At 29.2% G+C, this 21,372-nt stretch carries 22 protein-coding genes and 2 riboswitches; of the genes, 21 read left to right on the top strand and 1 reads right to left on the bottom strand.

Features of this window, described 5'->3' with window-relative positions; translation table 11 throughout:
• The first annotated feature begins 423 nt into the window (after positions 1 to 423).
• The 11 genes from ACN6I1_RS03890 to ACN6I1_RS03940 all read left to right on the top strand — a co-directional run bounded on the left by ACN6I1_RS03890 (position 424) and on the right by ACN6I1_RS03940 (position 12,138).
• On the top strand, positions 424 to 1,872 hold the full coding sequence (locus ACN6I1_RS03890; protein WP_419742782.1) for an amino acid permease: 1,449 nt from the start codon (positions 424 to 426) through the stop codon (positions 1,870 to 1,872).
• Positions 1,873 to 2,395: 523 nt separating this feature from the next.
• On the top strand, positions 2,396 to 4,531 hold the full coding sequence (gene fdhF, locus ACN6I1_RS03895) for a formate dehydrogenase subunit alpha (RefSeq protein ID WP_148551040.1): 2,136 nt from the start codon (positions 2,396 to 2,398) through the stop codon (positions 4,529 to 4,531).
• 116 nt (positions 4,532 to 4,647) lie between these two features.
• A complete protein-coding gene (gene glp / locus ACN6I1_RS03900) occupies positions 4,648 to 5,850 on the top strand; it encodes a gephyrin-like molybdotransferase Glp (RefSeq protein ID WP_419742783.1) in 1,203 nt (400 codons plus the stop codon).
• A complete protein-coding gene (fdhD, locus tag ACN6I1_RS03905) occupies positions 5,828 to 7,123 on the top strand; it encodes a formate dehydrogenase accessory sulfurtransferase FdhD (RefSeq protein ID WP_419742784.1) in 1,296 nt (431 codons plus the stop codon). Before glp ends, fdhD begins: the two co-directional genes overlap by 23 nt.
• A 26-nt stretch (positions 7,124 to 7,149) precedes the next feature.
• Positions 7,150 to 7,707, top strand: coding sequence for a 4Fe-4S dicluster domain-containing protein (locus ACN6I1_RS03910; RefSeq protein WP_419742785.1), 558 nt, complete (start codon positions 7,150 to 7,152; stop codon positions 7,705 to 7,707).
• 11 nt (positions 7,708 to 7,718) lie between these two features.
• Positions 7,719 to 9,095, top strand: a complete 1,377-nt coding sequence (locus ACN6I1_RS03915) for a [FeFe] hydrogenase, group A (RefSeq protein WP_419742786.1) — start codon at positions 7,719 to 7,721, stop codon at positions 9,093 to 9,095.
• Positions 9,095 to 9,637, top strand: coding sequence for a 4Fe-4S dicluster domain-containing protein (locus tag ACN6I1_RS03920; RefSeq protein ID WP_419742787.1), 543 nt, complete (start codon positions 9,095 to 9,097; stop codon positions 9,635 to 9,637). The genes ACN6I1_RS03915 and ACN6I1_RS03920 overlap by 1 nt, the downstream gene beginning before the upstream one ends.
• 15 nt (positions 9,638 to 9,652) lie before the next feature.
• Positions 9,653 to 10,417 carry a molybdate ABC transporter substrate-binding protein gene (gene modA / locus ACN6I1_RS03925; protein ID WP_419742788.1) on the top strand — a complete coding sequence of 255 codons (765 nt, stop codon included), beginning with the start codon at positions 9,653 to 9,655 and terminating at the stop codon, positions 10,415 to 10,417.
• 1 nt (position 10,418) lies between these two features.
• A complete protein-coding gene (modB, locus tag ACN6I1_RS03930) occupies positions 10,419 to 11,060 on the top strand; it encodes a molybdate ABC transporter permease subunit (protein ID WP_021432328.1) in 642 nt (213 codons plus the stop codon).
• Positions 11,061 to 11,228: 168 nt separating this feature from the next.
• On the top strand, positions 11,229 to 11,699 hold the full coding sequence (gene moaC / locus ACN6I1_RS03935) for a cyclic pyranopterin monophosphate synthase MoaC (RefSeq protein WP_021432329.1): 471 nt from the start codon (positions 11,229 to 11,231) through the stop codon (positions 11,697 to 11,699).
• A gap of 1 nt (position 11,700) precedes the next feature.
• Positions 11,701 to 12,138 carry an MOSC domain-containing protein gene (locus ACN6I1_RS03940; protein WP_419743289.1) on the top strand — a complete coding sequence of 146 codons (438 nt, stop codon included), beginning with the start codon at positions 11,701 to 11,703 and terminating at the stop codon, positions 12,136 to 12,138.
• Between the two features lie 201 nt (positions 12,139 to 12,339).
• On the opposite strand, the gene ACN6I1_RS03945 is transcribed toward ACN6I1_RS03940, so the two are convergent.
• A complete protein-coding gene (locus ACN6I1_RS03945; protein WP_419742789.1) occupies positions 12,340 to 12,534 on the bottom strand; it encodes a hypothetical protein in 195 nt (64 codons plus the stop codon).
• A 261-nt stretch (positions 12,535 to 12,795) separates the two neighbouring features.
• Here ACN6I1_RS03945 and ACN6I1_RS03950 point away from each other — a divergent pair, with 261 nt between their 5' ends.
• The 10 genes from ACN6I1_RS03950 to ACN6I1_RS03995 all read left to right on the top strand — a co-directional run bounded on the left by ACN6I1_RS03950 (position 12,796) and on the right by ACN6I1_RS03995 (position 20,721).
• Entirely contained in the window at positions 12,796 to 13,677 is an 882-nt protein-coding gene (locus ACN6I1_RS03950) for an SH3 domain-containing protein (RefSeq protein ID WP_278548566.1), read from the top strand.
• A 320-nt stretch (positions 13,678 to 13,997) separates the two neighbouring features.
• Entirely contained in the window at positions 13,998 to 15,254 is a 1,257-nt protein-coding gene (locus ACN6I1_RS03955; protein WP_021432333.1) for a dicarboxylate/amino acid:cation symporter, read from the top strand.
• 54 nt (positions 15,255 to 15,308) lie between these two features.
• Positions 15,309 to 15,411: riboswitch (TPP riboswitch) on the top strand.
• 90 nt (positions 15,412 to 15,501) lie between these two features.
• Positions 15,502 to 16,305 carry a bifunctional hydroxymethylpyrimidine kinase/phosphomethylpyrimidine kinase gene (gene thiD, locus ACN6I1_RS03960; protein WP_419742790.1) on the top strand — a complete coding sequence of 268 codons (804 nt, stop codon included), beginning with the start codon at positions 15,502 to 15,504 and terminating at the stop codon, positions 16,303 to 16,305.
• A 31-nt stretch (positions 16,306 to 16,336) separates the two neighbouring features.
• On the top strand, positions 16,337 to 17,122 hold the full coding sequence (thiM, locus tag ACN6I1_RS03965; protein ID WP_419742791.1) for a hydroxyethylthiazole kinase: 786 nt from the start codon (positions 16,337 to 16,339) through the stop codon (positions 17,120 to 17,122).
• Positions 17,122 to 17,799, top strand: coding sequence for a thiaminase II (gene tenA, locus ACN6I1_RS03970; RefSeq protein ID WP_150886123.1), 678 nt, complete (start codon positions 17,122 to 17,124; stop codon positions 17,797 to 17,799). The genes thiM and tenA overlap by 1 nt, the downstream gene beginning before the upstream one ends.
• A complete protein-coding gene (gene thiT, locus ACN6I1_RS03975; protein WP_085281522.1) occupies positions 17,787 to 18,389 on the top strand; it encodes an energy-coupled thiamine transporter ThiT in 603 nt (200 codons plus the stop codon). The genes tenA and thiT (ACN6I1_RS03975) overlap by 13 nt, the downstream gene beginning before the upstream one ends.
• Positions 18,390 to 18,401: 12 nt before the next feature.
• The gene (thiE, locus tag ACN6I1_RS03980) at positions 18,402 to 19,022 is read left to right on the top strand and encodes a thiamine phosphate synthase (protein WP_419742792.1); all 621 of its coding nucleotides are present in this window, start codon (positions 18,402 to 18,404) and stop codon (positions 19,020 to 19,022) included.
• A gap of 16 nt (positions 19,023 to 19,038) precedes the next feature.
• The gene (thiT, locus tag ACN6I1_RS03985) at positions 19,039 to 19,641 is read left to right on the top strand and encodes an energy-coupled thiamine transporter ThiT (protein WP_419742793.1); all 603 of its coding nucleotides are present in this window, start codon (positions 19,039 to 19,041) and stop codon (positions 19,639 to 19,641) included.
• Positions 19,642 to 19,874: 233 nt separating this feature from the next.
• Positions 19,875 to 20,384, top strand: a complete 510-nt coding sequence (locus tag ACN6I1_RS03990) for a DUF6241 domain-containing protein (protein WP_419742794.1) — start codon at positions 19,875 to 19,877, stop codon at positions 20,382 to 20,384.
• A gap of 79 nt (positions 20,385 to 20,463) precedes the next feature.
• Entirely contained in the window at positions 20,464 to 20,721 is a 258-nt protein-coding gene (locus ACN6I1_RS03995; RefSeq protein WP_021430879.1) for a hypothetical protein, read from the top strand.
• A 107-nt stretch (positions 20,722 to 20,828) separates the two neighbouring features.
• A riboswitch (M-box (ykoK) riboswitch) is annotated at positions 20,829 to 20,985 on the top strand.
• The last annotated feature ends 387 nt before the right edge of the window (positions 20,986 to 21,372 follow it).

Below are 21,372 nucleotides of genomic sequence, written 5' to 3' on the forward strand. Positions count from 1 at the left end.
TATTTAATAATAAAGATAGCTATAATAACTTAAAAAAATAAATGGTTTAATTGAAAATATATATTAAAATTATATATATTGAATAAATAGATTAATAAAAAAATTTTGAAGAAAATAAAAAGTTAAAAATTAAAATTAAATTATACAAAATGAAAGAAGTAATAAAAAATGTATCAAAAAAAATTAATATAATATATAACTAAATGCATGAATAATACTAATTTTAAAAAATAATGAAAATTGATAAAATACATACGTTTAGATTTTGAAAAGATTATGAATAGAAAAAGTTAATTGTCAAAAGATTGAGAAAAAAGCAGGGAAATACAGTAAGAAAACGATTTACAATAGCATATTGACAATAAATTATAACAATATATAATAGAAACCGTAATCATACAAATTTTGGGAGGTAAAAGATCAATGTCTGATCAAAATAGAAATTTAACTTGGCAAAATATTGCCTTAATGGGGTTTGTTATGGTATGGGGATTTGGAAATGTTGTTAATAACTTTGCAAATCAAGGACTTACTGTAGTATTCTCATGGATATTCATGATAGCTTTATACTTTGTACCATATACATTAATGGTTGGAGAACTAGGGTCTGCGTTTAAAGATTCTCAAGGTGGAGTTTCAGCTTGGATAAGTTCAACTACAACACCAATGCTTGCATTTATGGCAGGGTGGACTTACTGGGTTGTTCATGTACCTTATTTAGCACAAAAGCCACAAGCATTATTAATAGCACTTTCTTGGGCAGTTAGTCCATCAGGAGAACTTGCTACAACATTAAAGGAATTAAACCCTTTAATATTACAAGGAATGGTACTTGTTGTATTTTTAATATTTTTATATATTTCAACAAAGGGAGTAAAAGTATTAAAGGTTATAGGTAACGTAGCAGGTATGTCAATGTTTGTTATGTCTTTATTATACATAGTATTAGGATTAGCCGCTCCAGCTATAACTGGACATGTTGCAACACCTGATATAACACCTAAGTCATTTATTCCTAAATTTGACTTTGCATATTTAACAACTTTATCAATGCTAGTATTTGCTGTTGGAGGATGCGAAAAAATAGCTCCATATGTAAATAATACTAAAAATCCATCTAAAAACTTCCCTAAAGGAATGTTAGTTTTAGCTGGAATGGTTGCTGTATGTGCACTTTTAGGATCAATAGCTATGGGTATGATGTTCAATGCTAACGCTATACCAGAAGACTTAATGATGAATGGTCAATACTATGCATTCCAATTATTAGGAGAGCATTATGGATTAGGTAGCTTATTTGTTATAGTTTATGCATTAGCAAATACTGCAGCACAATTATCAGCTTTAGTATTCTCAATAGATGCTCCACTTAGAGTATTATTAGGAGAAGCTGACTCTAGATTTATACCTAAGAAATTATCTAAAACAAATAAGAATGGTGTTTTAGTTAATGGGTATATAATGACAGCTATATTAGTTTCTATATTAATAGTAATTCCAGCATTAGGAATAGGTAACACTAATGAGTTATTTAACTGGTTATTAAAATTAAACTCAGTTGTAATGCCAATGAGATACTTATGGGTATTCTTAGCTTACATGGGTCTTAAGAAGATGAGTAGTAAATTTAAAACTGAATACAAGTTTATAAAGAGTGATAAATTAGGATTTATAGTTGGGGCTTGGTGCTTTGGATTTACAGCATTTGCTTGTATAATGGGTATGTTCCCAACAGATGTTCCTGCATTTAGTAAAGAATGGATATTTAGAGTTTCTTTAAATGTTATAACACCTATAGTATTAATGGGAATAGGATTAATATTACCTGTTATAGCTAAGAAAACTAATGGAAGTGAAAATGTATCTAACTAATAAACTTAGTTAATAAATAGAGATAAAAAATGAGTGAAGGAAACTTCGCTCATTTTTTACGTTTAAGGAAACTATATTTAACTAATATTTATGGATAATATCTGGATTATAGTCAATAAAATATGTTTTTTCTATGTCTAAAAATAATTATTGGTAATATATGGTAAAAATATAATTTGTAGAAATTAAAAATAAAAAATTTAAAAAAATTATTCATAAATTAAAAGATTTGTAATATTTAATTTAGTTTGAAATATATTAATACATATGAAAATACATAATGAACAGTGAAAAAGTATATACAAAATAATATTGAATTTATATATAAAAGCATATACAAAAAGCAAATATTGGAATATAAAGAAAGTTTAGATATTTATTAAGCGAATTATCAATATATGCTTTTGGAAATTTATAGTATTGTAATCTGAAATTTAGAGTAGTAATATATACATGTTACATACATTATACAAATTAAATGCATTGATATTTAAGAAATAAAATTTAGAGAGGTGGAGTACGTTTGGAAAAAAAAGTTTTAACTGTATGTCCATATTGTGGGGCAGGGTGTCAGCTTTATTTAGTTGTTAAAGACAATGAAATAGTGAGAGCAGAACCTGCAAATGGAAGAACTAATGAAGGTAACTTATGCCTAAAAGGATATTATGGATGGGATTTTCTAAATGACCCCAAAATTCTAACATCAAGATTAAAAAAGCCTATGATAAGAAAAAATGGGAAGTTAGAAGAAGTTGAATGGAAAGAAGCTATAGATTATACAGCATCTAGATTAAATGAAATAAGAGAAAAATATGGTCCAGATGCAATAATGGGAACTGGTTCTGCAAGAGGACCTGGAAATGAAGCAAACTATGTAATGCAAAAATTTATGAGAGCAGCAATAGGAACTAATAATATAGACCATTGCGCCCGTGTTTGACATGCACCATCAGTAGCCGGTCTGGCTTACTCATTAGGAAATGGCGCTATGTCTAACTCTATACCAGAGATAGAGAACTCAGATTTATTATTTATATTTGGATATAATGGAGCAGATTCACACCCTATAGTTGCTAGAAGAATTATTAGGGCAAAAGAAAAGGGTGCCAAGTTAATTGTTACAGATCCAAGGGTAACAGAATCTGTAAGAATTTCAGATATGTGGTTACCTATAAAAGGTGGAACTAATATGATTTTAGTCAATGCATTTGCTAATGTATTGATAGAAGAAAATCTTTATAATAAAGAATATGTTGAAAAATACACTGAAGGATTCGAAGAATACAAAGAAATGGTTAAAAAGTATACTCCAGAGTATGCTGAAAAAATGACAAATGTACCAGCAGAAGATATAAGAAAAGCAATGAGAGAATATGCAAATGCTAAAAATGCTACGATTTTATATGGAATGGGTGTATGTCAGTTTGGTCAAGCTGTGGATGTTGTAAAAGGGCTTGCATCATTAGCTCTTTTAACTGGAAACTTTGGAAGAGAAAGTGTTGGAATAGGACCTGTACGTGGACAAAATAATGTTCAGGGAACATGTGATATGGGAACTTTACCTAACTTATTCCCAGGGTATCAAAAGGTAACAGATGATAAAGTAAGAAAGAAATTTGAAAAAGCTTGGGGAGTTAAACTTTCTTCTAAACCAGGTATTACATTAACTGAAGTACCTCATTTAACATTAAAAGATAACAAAGTAAAAGCTTATTATATATTTGGAGAAGATCCAGTACAAAGTGATCCACACGCAAGTGAGGTAAGAGAAACTTTAGATGCTATGGAATTTGTAGTAGTTCAAGATATATTTATGAATAAAACAGCTCTACATGCAGATGTAGTACTTCCTGCAACTTCATGGGGTGAACATGATGGAGTATATTCATCTGCAGATAGAGGATTCCAAAGAATGAGAAAAGCAGTAGAACCTAAAGGTGATGTAAAACCAGACTGGCAAATTATGTGTGAAATATCTACAGCTATGGGGTATCCTATGAGTTATAATAACACTAAGGAAATATGGGATGAAATGAGATCATTATCACCATTATTCGCTGGAGCATCGTATGAAAAAATAGAAAAGCAAGGAAGTGTTTTATGGCCTTGCACAGATGAAGATCATAAAGGTACACCTTACTTATATGAAGGAAATAAATTTGAAACTGAAAGTGGAAAAGGAAAACTATTCGCATGTGAATGGAGACCTCCTAAAGAAATTCCTGATGAAGAGTATCCTCTTGTATTATGTACAGTTAGAGAGGTAGGACATTATTCAGTAAGAACAATGACAGGAAACTGTAGAGCGCTTAGAGCTTTAGAGGATGAGCCAGGATACATACAATTAAGCATAGAAGATGCTTCAAAGCTAGGAATTAAGGACAAAGAATTAGTTAGAGTAAGTTCAAGAAGAGGAAGTATATTAACTAGAGCCTTAGTAACAGATAGAGTTATACAAGGTGCTACATATATGACTTACAGCTGGTGGATTGGATCTTGTAATGAGTTGACTATAGATAACTTAGATCCAATATCTAAAACTCCAGAATATAAATACTGTGCAATAAAAGTAGAAAGCATAAAAGACCAAGATTCAGCAGAGCAATATATAAAAGATGAATATGAAAAAATAAGAAAACAAATGTTAATTGAAAAATAGACTATATATCTGATTTTAAAGATCTATCTGATTAATTATAAAAATGATAGGTCTTTAATTGGGTTATAAAATAAAAATATATTGTTAAGTTAAAAATAAAACAAAGGGGAATAGGTATGATAGATATTTCTACGGCGATTAACAAAATTATTGAAGAATCTAAACTAATAGGGACATGTGAAAAAGATTTAATGGAATCGATAGGATATACATTAGCTGAAAATATATATTCTAATGATAATTTGCCCCCCTTTAATAAATCAGCTATGGATGGGTACGCAATAAAAAGTAAGGATTCTTTGATTTGTAATGAAAATGAAAAAACTTGCTTAGATATTGTAGGGTTAATAAAAGCAGGAGATTGTTTTGAAGGTAAAGTAGATGATAAGCAAGCTATAAAAATTATGACAGGAGCTCCTGTTCCAGATGATACTGATGCAGTTATACAAATAGAAAATGTAGAATTATATGAAAATAAGCTTATATTATCGGAAGTAGTTAAAAAAAATAGAAACATAATTAATACTGGTGAAGAGCTTAAAGTTGGAGATTTAGCATTAGAAGTCGGGCAAAAAATTAGGGCTAGTGAAATAGGACTTTTAGCATCTCTAGGATATTCAAAGGTTAAGGTTTATAAAAAACCAACTTTATCAGTATTAACTACTGGGGATGAACTAGTTGATATAACTGATTCTATAGAAAATGGTAAAATAAGAAATAGCAATGAATACTCATTAAAGGCTTTAGCAAAAGATTTAGAAGTAAAATCATTTGGAATAATTGAGGACAAAAAAGATGTTATAAAAGGAAAATTAAAAGAAGCTATAGAAATTTCAAATATAATAATAACATCAGGTGGTTCTTCTACAGGCGATTATGATTTTATAGAAGATGTATTAATTGAGTTAGGTGCTGATATTAAATTTAATAAAATAGCAATAAAACCTGGCAAGCCAGTTATATTTGCTACTATTGGTGAAAAATTAGTTTTTGGATTACCAGGAAATCCTCTATCATTTATAACTACCTATGAAGAGTTTGTAAAGCCTGCTATATTAAAAATGAGTGGTGAAGATATAAAAGAAAATAAATTTCCTGTTATATTAAAGCATGATATAAAATGCAAAGTGGGAAGAACAAACTATGTTTATGTTGATATAAAAAAAGAAGATGGTAAATTTTATGCATATGAAACGGGTTCTCAATGTTCTAATCAACTTTTAATGATTACAAAATCTAATGGAATAGTGATAGTTCCAAAGGATAAAGGATTTGTAAAAAAAGGAGAAATATTAGATGGGAAATTTATATTCCAATAATAAACAGAAAATAATATCGGTAGTTTCTACAAAGTCTGGAATGGGAAAAACGACTTTGGTGGAATCATTAATAAAAGAATTTAAGAAAAAAGGATATAAAGTTGGAGCGTTAAAGCATGATGCTCATAAGTTTGACATAGATAAAGAAGGTAAGGACAGTTATAGGTTTACAAAGGCAGGAGCTAAAGATGTAGTTATAGCTTCAAGTGAAAAAATAGGGGTAGTAAAAATCCTAGAAGAAGATAAAAGCTTAAGTAAAGTATTAGAACTATTTGACGATGTAGATATTATCTTTACTGAAGGATTTAAACAAAATCCTTATCCTAAAATTGAAGTTCATAGAAAAGAAGTCGATAAAAATTTTCTTTTTAATAATTCAATAAATAAAGATACATTTATAGCTATAGCGACAAATGAACATATAGAGGGTATAACCAACTTAGATATAAATAATATAGATCAAATAGTTAATTTTATTGAATCTTATATAAAAACAGAGGAATTTAAGACTCCATTAATAAATTATGATTATGATAAAACTATAAAAATAGATGTGGTTAAAATAGATAATCAAAATGCTAAAGAAGAAAAAGAAACTATAATATCAGAATACCCATTAAGTTTAATTTTAAACGGAAAATATTTAAATACTTTCTTATGTACTCCAGATAAACTGGAGGAATTGATTGTTGGGTTTCTAGCTACAAAAGGATATATATCTAATAAAAATGATATAGAAAGTATAATTATAGATGAAAAATTAAAGGTAGCACAGGTTATATCGAATAAATCTAACACTAATTTAAACTTAGAAAAAATATTTTTAAATGATTTAGATTTTATTGAGTGTAATCCAGTTAAAAATAGTTTTGAAATAGATATAAATACAATTTACAATTCAATGCACATGAACTTGACATCATCTCAATTATTTAAAGATACTGGAGGAGTTCACAGTGTAGCACTGTTTGACGGAGCTGATCCTGTAGTGATATGTGAAGATGTTGCTAGACATAATGCTATGGATAAGGTAATTGGATATAGTGTATTAAATGATGTGAATTTTGAAGACAAATTTATAGTAGTTAGCGGAAGAATTTCTCTTGAAATGATGCAAAAGGCATGTAAGATGCAAATTCCTATAGTAGTTTCAAAATCAGCTCCTACAAATCTTTCAGTAGAGCTTGCAAGAAAGTTAAATATAACTTTAGTTGGATTTGTAAGAGGAAGAAGAATGAATATATATGCTAATGGATATAGAGTTAAGTATTAAAAAATAAACTTAAAAGGTGGGAGAATATGAAAAGTACATTAAATTCGTTTGTAATAGCAGACGCAAACAAATGCGTAGGATGTAGATCTTGTGAGGTTGCATGTTTTGTTGAGCATAATAAGAATAATAATGTTGGATATACTGTTGGAACTGTAGAAATACCTGTTATACCAAGATTATATTTAGTTAAACAAGGTGATTTTTATATGCCTATACAATGTAAACATTGTGAAGATGCACCTTGCTTAAATACATGTCCAAATAAGGCAATAAAAAAAGAAAATAATGCAATAATTGTAAAAGAAGAAGCATGTGTTGGGTGTAAAACATGTATACTAGCATGTCCTTTCGGGGCTATAGACCTATTACCTCAATATAAAAATGGAAAAAAAGTAGAACAAATAGAGTTAGAAGATGAAAAAGTAATAGCATATAAATGTGATTTATGTAAAGATAGCGATAAACTAGCATGTATAAATGCCTGTCCAGAAAATGCATTAAAACTAGTATCTCCTATAGAAGATAAAAAATTAAAAAATAAAAAAGCAGCACTTGCTTTGCTTGGAATTTCAAATAATAAATAGGAGGATAAGTTATGATTGTAAATATAGATAAAGACTTATGTACGGGTTGTAAAAAATGTAGTGATGTTTGTCCAGTAGATGCAATACAAGGAGAAAAAGGAAAGGCTCAATTTATAGATGAAGATAGATGTGTAATCTGTGGTCAATGTGTACAGCAATGTAAATCATTTGCTCCTATATACGAATTAGGACAAGATACAATAGAAGCAAAGAAAGAAGAAAGAGGTATGCTAGAAAGCGTACAAGAACCTTTATTTGCAGCTTATAATACATGTGATGTAGAAAAAGTTAAAGAAGCTTTAGCTAACCCAAATTCATTTACAGTGGTTCAATGTGCTCCAGCAGTAAGAGTTGCATTAGGAGAGGAATTTGGTTGTGATTTAGGAGAATTAACATATGGGAAGATGGTTGCAGCATTAAAACAACTAAAATTTGACAGAGTATATGATACAAACTTTGCAGCTGATTTAACTATAATGGAAGAAGGTAGTGAGCTTATAAAAAGAATAGGGGAAAATAAAAATCTTCCTATGTTTACTTCTTGTTGTCCTGCATGGGTAAAGTTTATGGAAGATAATTATCCTGAACTTACAAACCATTTATCAAGTTGTAAATCTCCTCAACAAATGGGTGGAGTAGTGTTTAAAACTTATGGTGCTCAAATGAATAATGTAGATCCTAAAGATGTATTTAGTGTAGCTGTAATGCCATGTACTTGTAAAAAATTTGAATGTGATAGAGAAGAAATGAAGTCAAGTGGATACAAGGATGTAGATGTTGTAATCACAACTAGAGAACTAGCATATTTAATAAAAGATATGGGGATTGACTTTAACAGTTTAAAAAATGAAGACTTTGACTCTCCTCTAGGAGATTATACTGGAGCAGGAACTATATTTGGTGTTACAGGTGGAGTTATGGAAGCTGCTATAAGAACGGGATATGAGCTTATAACTAACCAAGCAATTCCTAACGTAGAGGTAACTCAAGTTAGAGGTGGAGAGGGAATAAGAAAGTCTGTTATAAAAGTAGGAGACTTAAGTCTAAAAGTTGCAGCGATAAGTGGTTTAAAAAATGTAGTTTCTATATTAGAAGATATTAAAAATGGTGATTGTGACCTACACTTTATAGAAGTTATGACTTGTCCAGAAGGATGTATTAGTGGAGGAGGTCAACCAAAACTTTTACTAGATGAATATAGAGAATTAGCTTATGCAAATAGAAGAAAATCAACTTACAATCACGATAGAGATATAGAGATAAGAAAATCTCATGAAAGTCCTGCTATAAAGAAAATATATGATGAATTTTTAAAAGAACCATTAGGAGAAAAATCACATCATTTATTACATACAAATTATTGTACTAGAAAGGAAGTGGCTAAATAATGAATTGTTTTGTTATATCAGACCCAAATAAATGTATAGGATGTAGAACATGTTCTATTGCATGCGTAGTAGCTCACTCTGAAGAAAATATATTTTTACAAGATCCAAATCATATAAACTTTAATCCAAAACTTACTGTTGTAAAAACTGCAGAAGTAAGTGCGCCTATTCAATGTAGACAATGTGAAGATGCCCCTTGTGCAAATGTATGTCCTAATGAAGCTATAAAAAGAGAAAATGGAGCAATAGTAGTTAAGGAAGAAAAATGTGTTGGCTGTAAAACATGTATTATAGCATGCCCTATAGGAGCTATAGAAATAGTAAGTAAAGAAATTAAATTAGATAATATAGATTCAGATAAATTATATTTCAAAGAGCAAATGGTAGCAAATAAATGTGATTTATGTGCAGGGAAGGAAGACGGTCCTGCATGTGTAAATGTATGTCCTACTAAAGCATTTAAAATAGTAAAAGAAGAGGATGTAAAAGTAATCATAAATGATAAAAGAAAACAAGCAGCAGCATGCATTTCCAACTTATAATAAGGGGTATAACTAATGAAAAAAACAAATAAGATTTTACTTATTGTAAGTGTTATATTAGTATTAGGTTTAAGTGGGTGTAGTAAAGATTCTAAAGAAAAACAAAATATAACTATATCAGCTGCGGCAAGTTTAAAAGAACCTTTAGAAGAAATAAAAGGTATATATGAAAAAGAAAATGATGTGAATATTACCCTTAATTTGGGGGCATCTGGAACTCTTCAAAAGCAAATAGAACAAGGTGCAGATTGTGATATATATATATCTGCTTCACCTAAGCAAATTAATGTATTAGAAAAGAAAAAACTTATAAAAAAATATTCTAAAATAGATTTATTACAAAATAAACTTGTGATAATATCAAATAAAGAATCAAATAAAAACTTAGATCAAAATGACAGCAATCTGAAGTTCTCTATAGGAACACCTAAAGTAGTTCCAGCTGGAGACTATGCTAAAGAATCATTAGAGAATATGGGAATGTATGACAAATTAAAAGATAAAATAATATATGCAAAAGATGTAAAGCAAGTATTGTCTTATGTTGAAACAAACAACGTAGACTTTGGAATGGTATATAAGTCAGATGCATTAAGTTCTGATAAGTGTAAAATCTATGAAGTAGTGGATGATAATATGCATAAGCCAATAATATACCCAGCAGCTATTGTAGCAAGTACAAAGAATGAATCTCAATCGGATAAATTTATTAAATACTTAAATAGTTCAAAGTCTAAAGAAATATTTAAAAAATATGGATTTGAATGTGTAACTAATTAATATGAAAGATGCCATAATCTTATCCATAAAAATTTCTGTAGTAGCTACAATGATAACTTTAGTAGTAGGTATTTTTTTGGCTAGAATATTTACAAAATATAATTTTAAATTTAAAACAATTATAGAATCTTTTATAATTATACCTATGGTATTACCACCATCTGTTGTTGGTTATGGACTTTTAGTAGTTCTTGGGAAAAATGGGCCAGTAGGAGAGTTTGTATATAATTTATTTGAAAAATCATTGATTTTTACTCCACAGGCGGCATGTATAGCATGTATAGTAGTTGCGCTTCCGATGATGTATCAAAGCTGTAAAACTGCTTTTTTAGAAATAGATACCACATATGAAGATGTAGCTAAAGACCTTGGAGCTACTGATAGTAAGGTTTTTTGGAAAATAATAATACCATTATCTAAAAAAGGTATTATAGGCGGAACTATATTATCATTTGCGAGGGCTTTTGGAGAATTTGGAGCAACTTTAATGGTAGCAGGCAATATACCAGGTAAGACTCAAACGGTACCTTTAGCCATATATTTTTTCGTAGAAAGTGGTGATATAAGGGAAGCAAATATACTAATAATAATAACTATAATAATAAGTTTTACTACTATATTTATATTAAATAAATTAAAATAGAATATAAGATTAAGTTTTAATTAAAAAATAAAAGCACAAAGCTTAAATATAACATTAGATTTTAAATTGTTTAAGTTTTGTGCTTTAAACATTTTTATTTACCAAAAGAATACAATTTTAAAAATAGAGAATATGTGGAAATAGATATGGTTCGAATAGGAGGTTAATATGGAGTTTACTCACTTTAATGAACATGGGAAAGCCAAAATGGTAGATGTAAGTGAAAAAAATGAAACAAAAAGAACAGCTACAGCTAAAGGTAGCATATCTATGAAGTCAGGAACTATAGAGATAATAAAGCAAGGAAAAATAAAAAAAGGTGATGTACTTTCTGTAGCACAAGTCGGAGGAATAACAGGCGCAAAGAAAACATGGGATTTAATACCTATGTGTCACAATATATTTTTAACAGGAGCGGATATTAAATTTAATATATTAGAAACAGAAATAGAAATAGAAGCTACAGTATCTACTGTAGGTAAGACTGGAGTAGAGATGGAGGCTTTAACAGCTGTGTCTATGGCAGCACTTACTATATATGATATGTGCAAAGCTATAGATAAGGATATGGTTATAAATAATATAAGACTTGTAAAAAAAGTAGGTGGAAAAAGTGGGGAGTACATTAGAAATGAATAATATAGGAAAAGTAGTATCTATAAATATAAGTGAGAAAAAAGGAACTATAAAAAAACCAATAGAAAAAGGAATGTTTAAACAAAATCATGGTCTTGTTGGAGATGCCCATGCAGGTGAGTGGCATAGACAAATAAGCTTACTTGGAATTGAAAGTATAGAAAAAACAAGAAAACAAGGAATAGATGGCTTAACTCCTGGAGTTTTTGCCGAAAACCTAACAACTGAAGGTATAGTTCTGTATGAGCTGCCTGTAGGAACAAAGTTAAAAATAGGTGATACAATTCAAGAAGTTACTCAGATAGGGAAGAAGTGTCATAAAGGTTGTGAGATAAAAACTAAAGTTGGAGATTGTGTAATGCCTAGAGAAGGAATATTCACTAAAATAATAAAAGATGGTGAAGTTAAATGTGGAGATAAAATAGAAATTATTGAAGCATAATATAAAAGCAACTAAGAAATAAATATATTCATTTCAAGTGGATACATATAAAAAGCAATTTTAAGTGGCATGAGTACGGTATTTAACTGGACTCATGCCATTTTAAAATATAGTTAATTTAAGCAATGTTATAGATAACGTATAAAAAAACATGGAAACTATAAGATTACCTAAGACTATTAAATAAATAATTCAAAATGACTATTTATTTAATATTTCTAGAGTCTGAGCTATAAAGTCTTCTTTATCTTTTGCTGTTATTAATTCAGTATCTACATAAGCTGTAAATTCTGATCCACATTCACATATACAATCTTCTTTTATATCAACTTCTAATAAAGCTCTTTTTAATTCATCCTCGCTAATACCAGAACACATTGAGCAAAAACTTATCATACTTAATACCTCCATATTAATATATGGATATTTATACACTCATCCTTAGGGGTATGAAACATTAAATTGTTACTAAATTTGTAACTAATTTGTAACCCTTTTTCTGGTAATTATAGAAAATGTGTTTACAAAGGTCCAAAAATATATTATCATTAATTAAAAGTTACAGAAAAGTAACAAATTCATAAAATACGAATTTTACAAGACATAATGGTCAATAATATATAATTTTTATTTATTTAAATTAACTGGAGGGATACTATGAGTATGAATAAAAGAGCGAGGAAATCATCATTAATATTAGCATTAGGATTAGTTGTAGGAGGACTTTATACATCTACAAGTAATATATATGCAGCAGAAAGAGAAGTAGTTAAAGCAGAAAAATTAAATGTAAGAAAAGGTCCATCAATAGAAGAACAAAGAGTAGGATCATTAGACAGAGGTATGGTAGTTGAAATATTAGAAACAAATAATGGATGGAATAAGATTAAGCTTACTGATGGAAATGAAGGATGGGTAAGTGGAGATTATACTGATAAAGAAAATGCAACTGTAACTGCTAGCAAATTAAATGTAAGAAAAGGGCCAGCTACAGAACATGATAAATTAGATACATTAGATAAAAATACAGAAATTAAACTTTTAGAAGAACAAAATAATTGGTATAGAATTAAATTAGATGATAAAAAAGAAGGATGGGTTTGTGGTGATTATGTTTTAACAGAATCTCAAGCTAAAGAACAAGAACAAAACCAAGCTAAACAACAAGCTAATGATACAGTTAAAGAAGTTAAGAGTGCGTCTACAGTATCTGATGCAACAACAAATGAAGCTTCTAACTCACAAGCAGAAGCTTCATCTAATAACAACAATGGAACATCAATGTCTATAGAAGCAACAGCATATGCTGGAGATACTATAACTTCAACAGGAACTACTCCTAAATGGGGAACTATAGCAGTTGACCCAACTGTAATACCATATGGAACAAAAGTATATATACCTAAGTTTGACATGGTATTTACAGCAGAAGACTGTGGAAGTGCTATAAAAGGTAAAAGAATAGATATATTTATGAACAGTGAAGCAGAATGTGTTAAGTTTGGAAGACAAAACATGGAAATAAAAATATTAAAATAATTGACATAAAAAAGACGGTACGTTAAGTAAAGTTACTTACGTACCGTCTTTTTTTATTAAAAATATAAAGAATAATCGTATATGTATGAATAAAAATAAGTAGAAAAATGTAATAGTTTGAAAATTAAGTTTTTTAAGTTGATTTTAGAATATATATAAAGTTATATCCAAGATAGACAAAATATAATAAAGTTAAAAATATACTTACTTAATTATATTAAGTTAAAATGCGTTTTAATATGCTTAAACTTTAAAAAATTACAAAAAAGTTGGATTTTAGTGTATAATATTAATATGATAAAGAGATGGAGGAAACACATATGAGGAAACTTGGATTAACGAGTAAAATATTAATTGGATTATTTTTAGGAATGTTATTTGGTGTAATACTTAGCAAAATGCCAGGTAGTTATATTAAAGATACAGTTTTATTAGGTGGAATTATAAATGTAATAGGAAATGGGTTCACAAAGGCTATAAAAATGATGGTAGTGCCACTAGTATTTGTTTCATTAGTATGCGGTGTATCTGCTATGGAAGATATAAAGAAGTTAGGTAGAATTGGATTTAAAACTATGGGATTCTATTTAATGACAACAGCTGTAGCTATTTGTATATCATTAGCTTTAGGAGTTTTATTAAAGCCAGGTGCAGGACTTGATTTAGGAACTGTAGCTAGTCAATCTACTACGATAGCAAAAAATCAGTCACTATCAGAAATAATATTAAATATGATACCATCAAACCCTATAGAGGCTTTTGCAAAAGGGGAAATGTTACAAATAATATTCTTTGCAATGCTTACTGGAGTATCAATAAGTTTAGTAGGAGAAAAGGCAAAACCTTTAAAAAAATTATTTGAGTGTGCAAATGAAGTTTGTATGAAAATGGTTAGTGTAATAATGATGTTTGCACCTTTTGGAGTATTTGCACTTATTACAAATACTTTCTCTACAGTAGGAGCAGATGCAATAGGATCATTAGTTAAATATATATTAGTTGTATTACTAGGACTATTACTACATGTAGTGGTGGTTTATGGAGGATCATTAAAAGTATTTACAAAAGTTAGTTTCATTGGATTTGTACGTAAATTTTCAAAAGTAGCTGCAGTTACTTTTTCAACTGCATCAAGTAATGCTTCTGTTCCAGTAAGTTTAGAGCTTATGGAAGAAATGGGAGTTAGTAAAAGTATACGTTCATTTACAATACCTATGGGAGCTACTATAAACATGGACGGAACAGCTATAATGCAAGGTGTAGCAGCTTTATTTATAGCGCAAGTTTATGGAGTTCATTTAGGTATCAACGATATGTTAACAATAGTTTTAACAGCAACTTTAGCATCAGTTGGAACAGCAGGAGTTCCAGGTGTTGGTATGATAATGCTATCAATGGTGCTTCAATCAGTAGGACTTCCACTTGAAGGTATTGGACTTATAATGGGAGTAGAAAGAATTATAGACATGTTTAGAACTACAGTAAATGTTATGGGAGACAACACTTGTACACTTGTAGTTGCAAGTAGTGAAAAAGAGTTAGAAGTAACTAATATAGATGCGGCAGAAGTAGCGTAATAAATTTTTATTGACATATAAATTTAGTGAGCTATAATTAAACTGTAATCTAAAATGAATAGCTAGGGGTGCCCCAACGGCTGAGAGATGAATTTATTCATTAACCCTCAAACCTGATCTGGATAATACCAGCGTAGGAAAGCTTTACTAAATATACAAATGAAATTTATTTGCATAGTAAATTAAAAGCTATATTCCTACAGGAATATAGCTTTTTTTAATACAAAAATCAAGGGGGAAACATCTAATGGAAAAGTATAAAGTGCCAACACTTACAATAGCAGGTTCAGATTCATCAGGAGGTGCAGGTATACAAGCAGACCTAAAGACATTTAGTGCTATAGGAACTTATGGAATGAGCGTAATAACAGCTATAACTGCTCAAAACACTCATGGAGTATTTTTAGTAGAAGATTTAAGCAAAGAAATAATACAAAAACAAATAGAGGTAGTATTTGATGATATACCACCTAAAGCAGTAAAAATAGGAATGGTATCTAGCCCAGAAATAATAAAGGCGATTGTTGAATCTTTAGATAAATATAATCCAAAGTACTTAGTAGTAGATCCAGTAATGATATCTAAAAGTGGATATTCACTTTTAAAACCTGAGGCTAAAGATAATTTAATAAAATATCTTATACCTAAAGCATACATAATAACGCCAAATACATTAGAGGCTGAGGAAATAACAGGGATTAAAATTGATAATGTAGAGGACATGAAATTAGTTGGGAAAAAAATATTAGAACTAGGACCTAAGTATGTGTTAATGAAAGGTGGACACTTAGATGGGGATGCAGTAGATGTTTTAATAGGTAAGGATACATTTGAAATTTATAAAAGCGAAAGATTGGATAGAAAAAACACTCATGGAACAGGATGCACCTTATCATCTGCAATAACTGCAAATTTAGCACTAGGATTTGATATAGTACAAGCTGTTTCCAATGCAAAAGACTATATAACTAACGCTATAAGACATAGCTTTGATATAGGTGGAGGAGTAGGACCAGTACACCATTTTTATAAATTTGACTCAAATAAATAGATATAAGCATTTAAAAGGGAGAGATGAAATTATGTTTGAATTATTAAATAAAGTTAAAGAAATTAACCCATTAGTACTTCATTACACTAACGAAGTTACAATTAATGATTGTGCAAATATAACTTTAGCTATAGGTGCAAGTCCACTGATGAGTTATTCTTATGAAGAAGCAGAAGAAATAATACCTATTGCAAGTTCTGTAGTAATAAATATTGGAACAATGAATTCCTCTCATAGAGAATTATTTGTAAAGGCTGGTAAAATAGCGAATAAGCATAAAAAGCCAGTTATATTAGATCCAGTAGGGGTATTTGCAACACCTTCAAGATCTTTGTTAGTAAAAACTTTATTAAACGAAGTAAAGTTTGACGTAATTAAAGGTAATGCAGCTGAAATTAAGTACATAGGTGGATTTAATGTAAAAGGAAAAGGTGTAGATTCATTTGATGATGATGAAAACATAGACGATATTATTAAGAAAGTTGCTAAAAAACTAGAATGTGTGGTAGTAGCTACTGGAAAAGTAGATGTAGTAACTGATGGCGATAAAATTATAAAAATACATAATGGAACTCCTAAACTAAAAGGAATAACAGGCACTGGATGTATGAGTGCTAGTTTAATAGGGAGTTATTTAGGAGCTAGTAATGAAATTTTAAATTCTGCAGCAATGGGTGTTCTTACAATGAGTTTATGTGGAGAATTAACAGATATAGACAAGATAGGGATTGGAAGCTTTAAAGTAAATTTAATGGACAATATATATAAATTAAATGAAGATAAGTTAAAAGAGTCTTCAAGGGTGGAGGTATTTTAATGAAATTTACAGATTGCTTGTTTGAAGAAGTTAAAGATATATGGGAAAGTTATTTAAATCATCCATTTGTAAGAGAAATAGGAGAAGGAACTTTACCAAAAGATAAATTTAAAAGATATCTTATACAAGATTACTTATATTTAAAAGAATTTGCTAAAGTTTTTGCAATGGGAGTAATAAAAGCAGATACAGTTAAAGAAATGAAGTTTTTCAATAAAGCAGCTAAGGGATCTATGGAAGACGAAACTGCTATACATGTTGAATATATGAAAAAATTAGGAGTACCTCCGATTGAGGCTGAAAAATGTAAATATGAACTAGTTTCAAGTAGCTATACAAGTTACATGCAAGCTGTTTCATTAACAGGAGGAGTTAAAGAAATTGTAATGGCTACATTACCTTGTAACTGGAGTTACAATTATATAGGTCATTATTTATATGAAACTTATAAAGATAATTTAGATAATAATTATTATAAAGAATGGATAGAGATGTATGCAGATCAAGAATTTGATGATGTATTAATAGATTGGTTAGAATACACAAATGAGTTATGTAAAGATTTAACTGAAGATGAGACAAAGAAGCTTAAAGAAATATTTGTTAAATCAAGTTTATATGAATTAGATTTTTGGAATATGGCATATGAAGAGGCGAAGAAAAAATGTCAAGCGTAGTAATTATAATAATAAGTTTAGTAATATTATTTATGTATGCAAAAGATATAAATAAAAAGAAGTTTGCTACTAAAGAGATAGTAATGATAGCTATGTTTAGTGCTATATCATTTATACTTTATATGATACAATTCATAAGATATCCGCAAGGTGGAGGTATAACGTTATTTTCGATGCTGCCTACGATGTTGCTAGCTATATTATATGGTCGTGAGGCAGGGCTAACAGGTGGATTGATATTTGGATTACTAAAACTATTAAATGGAGCTTATGTAGTGCATCCAGCACAATTTTTATTAGATTATATATTATCAAATATGGCACTTGGATTAGCAGGATCATTTGGAAGAGAGAAAAAAAGCGATATGTTCAAAGGATGCTTATTTGCAAGTAGTTTAAGTGTATTGATAAGCATAATATCAGGAGTAGTATATTTTGGACAGTATGCGCCAGAGGGAATGAATATAGTACTTTATTCTTGTATATATAATATATCAAGTGCAGGAGTTGAAGGATTACTTTCTAGTATAATACTAGTTTTATTACCTATAAAAAGATTTCAAAAAGTGTTGAAATTATCAACTAATTAAAGGGAGAACAAAATGGAAGAAAAATTAAAATTATATTTAGTGACTGACTCAGAAATACTAAATGGAAGAGATTTTTATAAATGTATAGAAGATGCATTAAAAGGTGGGGTAACAACTTTACAATTAAGAGAAAAAAATGCAAATGGAAAAGAGTTTTTAGAAAAAGCATATAAATTAAGAGCTCTTACTAAAAAATATGATGCTTTATTTATAATAAATGACAGAGTAGACATTGCTATGCTTTGTGATGCAGATGGTGTTCATGTTGGACAAAGTGATATACCTTTAGAAGAAGTGAGAAGATTAATAGGAAAAGATAAAATTATAGGAATATCAGCTCATAATATAGAGGAAGCCACTGCTGCAAAAAATGGTGGAGCAGATTATATAGGGGTAGGAGCTATGTTTAATACAACTACTAAAAATGATGCTACCATAGTTACAGTAGAGCAACTAAAAGAAATTGATGAAAACCTTGATATACCTAAAGTTTTAATCGGTGGTATAAATTTAGATAACATAGATACATTTAAGGGTATAAACATAGATGGATATGCAATAGTATCGGCTATATTAAAGTGCGATGATATATATAATGAATGTTTAAAATGGACAAAGTCTTTGCAAAAATAGATACAGGAGGTGAATTATGATAAATGTAATCATAATATTAGGTAGTATAGGATTTTTTATATACTATCTAAAAGGTTTAAAAAATACTAAATTCACTACCAAAACAGTTGTTATGATAGGTATGTTTAGTGCAATATCATATATACTTAGTATGATAGAGTTTATAAAATATCCACAAGGTGGAGGAATATCTTTATTTTCAATGTTACCAACAATGTTACTTTCAGTTTTATTTGGAAACACGGTCGGTATAACTGGTGGACTTATTTATGGAGTATTAAAATTATTAAAGGGCGTGTATATAATACATCCAGCACAATTTTTACTAGATTATATATTACCAACAATGTTACTTGGATTAGCAGGATCATTTGGAAAAGATAAGAAATCAAAGGTTATACTGGGTTGTTTATTTGCTGTAGTTCTTAGTGTATCTATGAATATAATATCAGGATGTGTATTCTTTGGAGATTATGCTCCAGAAGGGATGAATGTATTTGTATACTCATTCTTATATAATGTATCAAGTCAAGGCGTAGAGGGGTTATTGTCTGCACTTATAATTGGGATACTTCCACTTGAACGATTAAATAGAGCAATAAATGTAAGTGGTAGTTAAAAAAGAAAGATAAATAAAGTTTTAAAATAAGAGGTTATTATATAAGTTTTGCTTCTAAAGCTGGAAAGATGCTTTAAAAGGCGCTAAAACTTATATAATAACCTCATTTTAGTTAACTTATATTTATCTTTTTTTAAAAGAGGTAGGATGTGGGTGTGGGGAGCAAGGGTGTACATAATCCTACAAAAATATTAAAATAGAGGAGTATGTAAATATAAGTTTGGAGGGGTTTAATGGGGAAGAAAATAATTATAGGGGTAATGAGTTTAATTTTAGTTGGAGTTTTGTTTGTTGGGGTTAATGTTTTAAAAGACGATAAGAAAGTGAAATTAGATGAAAATGTTAGTAGTAGTCTTGAATATTCAGGGTCAATTCAAGAAATTTTAAACAAGACGTATGATAGAGCAAAATCTTCAGAAAAATTTGAGTATAAGGACGAAGAAATATACAGCTTGGTGCATTGGATATCTAATCCAGTTATAAAGTCTAAAAAGAACAAAAGGGTAGGTTTTTTAGAACCGAATCCAGAGAATGTAGATAAGATGATATATATATTAGATAAAGCTCAATTAGGACCTCATAAATTTTTTATAAAATCTTTAAACGAGTGGAAAAAAGGAAACTTTGTTGAAGTTGAAGAAGTTCATAACACAGCTTGGAAGATGCTAGATGGAAATGTAGGAAGAGCTATCGATAGAGATGAATATGAGATAAATAGATTAAAAGAAAAGTATTATAAATAAAATATGTATATATAGTTGACAATATATAAAAACTGATTGTAGACTGTATTTTATAGATATATAGAAAGAAGGTAAATAAATGGAAGAAATATATAAATTAATAGAAGATAAAATAAAAGCTGCAGGTTATAATGGCTATGTAAGTGGAGAAGAAATATACGAAGAAATATGTGATGAAATAGAAGAAAAAGAGAATGGAAGCTACATATTTATGTCTAAGAAAGAAGACGATTTATTCTTTGAATATAAGATAGATGTTATGGATGAAAACTTTAACTTATCTTACATAGATATAAACACTCCGATAGGAAAAGTTCATGTAGACTTTGATGCATAGTAATTAATAAAAAAGTTCTAAGACTAAAAAGTCTTAGAACTTTTTTGTTTTTAGAGTTGACAATTTTAAAAGTTGTGAATATAATGAAAGGGAAGTAAGATATAACTAAATAGTTTCGGTAGGTGAGGTTACCTTAGGGATACGGGTTGCTGCCGCGAAATAGTGGAGACACTATTAGATGGTTAGCAGTATACGTCGGAGAAGGCGTATTCTAATGCAATTACATTGCCCTAAGAAGCTAAAGCTTGGACGAAGATTATTAAGTATATGTAAAAGATACTTTTTAATTACGCTTTCATTATCCTCGTTTACCAAAAGAAACGAGGATTTTTTAATGATAAAATTAAAAGCATTAATTAAAAATGAATTAAATTAAAATACGGAGGTGAAAATAAAGTGGACTTAGAAAGTAGGTTGTGTATGAGAACAGATGGCATAGAATTTGAAGAAGACTCAGATTGGCTCTATTTTTATTATAAAATTGAAAACAAAACAGTTAGTAAAAGTAATATGCGATTTACTTGTATACTAACTATGTAAGTTCATTTTGTTTTCACTTTAAAAATAAAGTACAAGAGTTTTATTTATGCTGCCTGTTTACTAAAAATATAGTAACAGGCATTTATTTTGTCATTTATTCTCATGCACTTG

Source organism: Paraclostridium dentum (genome assembly GCF_048568265.1).
Lineage (GTDB): Bacteria > Bacillota > Clostridia > Peptostreptococcales > Peptostreptococcaceae > Paraclostridium > Paraclostridium dentum.